Raw genomic sequence first — 2,777 nt, forward strand, 5'->3', positions numbered from 1 at the left:
AGTGTATTCAGCGGATCAAAATAGTCAGGCTTTTCTTTCTCCGCGTGGAGAGTCTTCTGAGCGGGATTCATCACGCTGGAGACATCGGTGACGTCCACAGCACCCAGGAAATGTCCAAAACTGTGAATCAATGTCATCAACTGCATCTGTGCCGTGTACGTCTGCTGCACGTCCGGCATCAGCAGATGGGACTCGAACAGCCCAAGGGGATAATGAAACTCGCCGTTACCGGCCACGCGAAGCTGGCTGCTTACTCCCAGGACAAGGAGGACGCCGTCCGGGCTCACTTTTCGGCGAAAATCATCCAGCAGCGACTCCACCGATTGAAAGGCATTATCCGAGGTCCATGTTCCGACCCTGACAACCTGGAAGCGAACACCGCAAAACCATTCCACAAACTTCGACGCCTCCTCCACCTGCCTGCGCAGTCGCGGCTCCCAGACCTCGCGGATTGCTGGCTGCTCGTCGTCTACAAACAGAGCTACCGGGATGGTTACCCTGCGCTGATCAATTTTTTGGGATGGTGCAATCCACACCCCAGGGCGAAGATTTCCCACGCGCACCTGTCGCAGGACGAGCGACTCCCCGCGTAGCGTCAGTTCGTAAATCGTGTTCAGCTCAGCATGCTCTTCCAGAGAAGAAGAACCCGCCCTGACATCAACAACCGGCGATGTCGTGGCAAAGACCGGAACCAATCCCCCGCTGGGTATCCGAAACACCCGTGGTTGCGACGTCCCGTCCCGGATTTCTACCTGGGCTTCCGCCTCCAGTTTATTGACGAGTACGACCACGCCGGCCCAAACAGTGTGGGGCGTCGCCGCAAACGATAAAACAGCCAACAGGAAAAAGTTGGACAGCGGTCCGCGCATGAATAACCGTCGGAGGGTCATGGCAATGTTAGGAGTGACAACGTGAGGGAAAAACACCCTCCTTCTCACCGACATGGAAACTGTTCTGGAGTCTGCCGCGGCGGCCTCTCCGTTCAGTGCACTTCTGTGGTTCTCAAGCGGGACAAAGTCAGCATCGGCTGAGACGCAACGAAAGCCGAACCCCTCTGTGGTTTCCCCGTCTTTTGCACCCGAACCTGCCCGGTTTGAGGTACGGCTAGTCTGCCCGGGCCTGATGGGTAATGGGGTGGAGTCCGACTTTCCCCAGCAGTCGGTGAAGAGCCGCGATGAGCGTCTCTTCGACATTTTCCGCAAATGGCCCCGGCATTCCATAGTAGATCATACTATACTCAGGCTCGTATCCGCCACCCAATAACACATTCTTCGACGGAATATAACACATCACGTCGTTGGCATAGCCAATAACCACCAAATCCTCCTGGGGAAACTCTTTTTTCAGCCGCAGAGCATACTCCACGCAAACCTCACCGCCGATTGCCACGAGAGTGAGACTTTCGTCAAACCGAATGGCCTGAATGGGGACAGCGACTGTTCGAATGGGCTTGCCGGCATCGTACAGCTCAAGCATGTGACGAGCTCTTCGCTCCCGATACACATCCTTGGCGGCAAGCGCCTTCTCCAGCTCCTGTTCGAATTGTTCCCGGGTGTGGGGGCGGAATTCCAGTTCGGCCACATCAACGACGGAGTGAAGCGGTCCCCGAACCGCTTTCATGGGTCCGGCCAGTACCCGTTCCACCTCGGCCGCCAGGGCCTCTCCGTGCTGCTGGACATAAGCGATCTCCCCGCGCGGATTCGGATTTTGATCGCCCCCACAGAGGATTGTGAACATGGCCGTCACGCCGGGATGGGCTTCCTCAATCTTTGCCTGGGCAACTCCCGCATAATCTCCATGGATCTTGTAAAAATCCTCACCTGTATTGCCACCGATCGTTGTGCAATGACATGCATACCCGAACAGGACCGCGCGCAATGTGCCGTCCGGGGCTGTCACTTTGATCACCGGTACGTCGTGATCGACAGGGCCTTCCGGATTGACCCCCAACACCACCGTATTCCCCCGCTTTTCCCGACGATTGACAGCAAATCCCACCTTGCCGTGCCCCACACTCAATTGGGCCGGCTGGAGGTTTTCCAGGGCTTGCCCGATAATCATTACCAGCTTGTCCAGCAATTGACTCGTATATTCACGGATGGTTTCCGCTTCTTCCGGGGAAAATTGATACATCACACGGAGGTTTTTGCCCACAACCGGACCACTGTGGGTATGGGAGCATGTCAACAGGATTTCTTCGCGATTTAACCCATATTTCTCCTTGGCCCTGGTGAAAAGTTCCGTCGAAAACTCGTTGTTATAGCCGATGAGGTCAGTCGTCAGGATCACGATGCGGTGGCCTTCTGCATCGCGGATGGCCAGGCATTTCGCCCAGAGATCCTGAAGAACGCCCACCGAGGGTTTGTTTCGGGCAGCATATCCCGACATGCGAATCGGTTTTTCCGGGGTGATCTTGACTCGGGCAATCCCCACCGCGAACTCCTCGGCCGGGAGCATCCCCGCACACAGACCCAGACAGACGCTGAGCACGAAAACACTTGCCAGTCTCATGGGAGTCACTCCTTTCTAATCCTGTAACAGCTTGGCGATGATCTTCTTGAGCACCTCTTCATTTCCCGGGCCAATAAAAGTGGCGGTCGGTTCGTATCCGCCTTCTTCATACGCCTTGGCTGTGCAAATATATCCAGGAGCAAGGTCCCCATATGCCGCCACCGCTACGAAATGATTCGGTCGTAACGACTGGGCATAGAGCTGATACTCAACAAAACATTCCCCAGGCAGATGTAGAATCGCGCCGTCGTTAATTTTCAAAAGCT

At 55.6% G+C, this 2,777-nt stretch carries 2 protein-coding genes and 1 pseudogene; all 3 read right to left on the reverse strand.

Annotation, left to right across the window (positions count from 1 at the left end; all coding sequences use genetic code 11):
* Positions 1–869: hypothetical protein (locus H5U08_RS14965; RefSeq protein WP_297034782.1), on the reverse strand; the 869-nt coding region annotated here is incomplete at its 3' end.
* A 235-nt stretch (positions 870–1,104) separates the two neighbouring features.
* Positions 1,105–2,511, reverse strand: coding sequence for a neutral/alkaline non-lysosomal ceramidase N-terminal domain-containing protein (locus H5U08_RS14970; protein WP_297034785.1), 1,407 nt, complete (start codon positions 2,509–2,511; stop codon positions 1,105–1,107).
* A gap of 15 nt (positions 2,512–2,526) precedes the next feature.
* A pseudogene (locus H5U08_RS14975) lies at positions 2,527–2,777 on the reverse strand (hypothetical protein); the annotation flags it as partial.

The sequence above is a fragment of the Thermogutta sp. genome (assembly GCF_014359955.1).
GTDB lineage: Bacteria > Planctomycetota > Planctomycetia > Pirellulales > Thermoguttaceae > Thermogutta.

Excerpts from the sequence above, each read along its gene's own strand:
- H5U08_RS14970 (WP_297034785.1), bottom strand. The coding sequence starts at position 2,511 with ATGAGACTGGCAAGTGTTTTCGTGCTCAGCGTCTGTCTGGGTCTGTGT.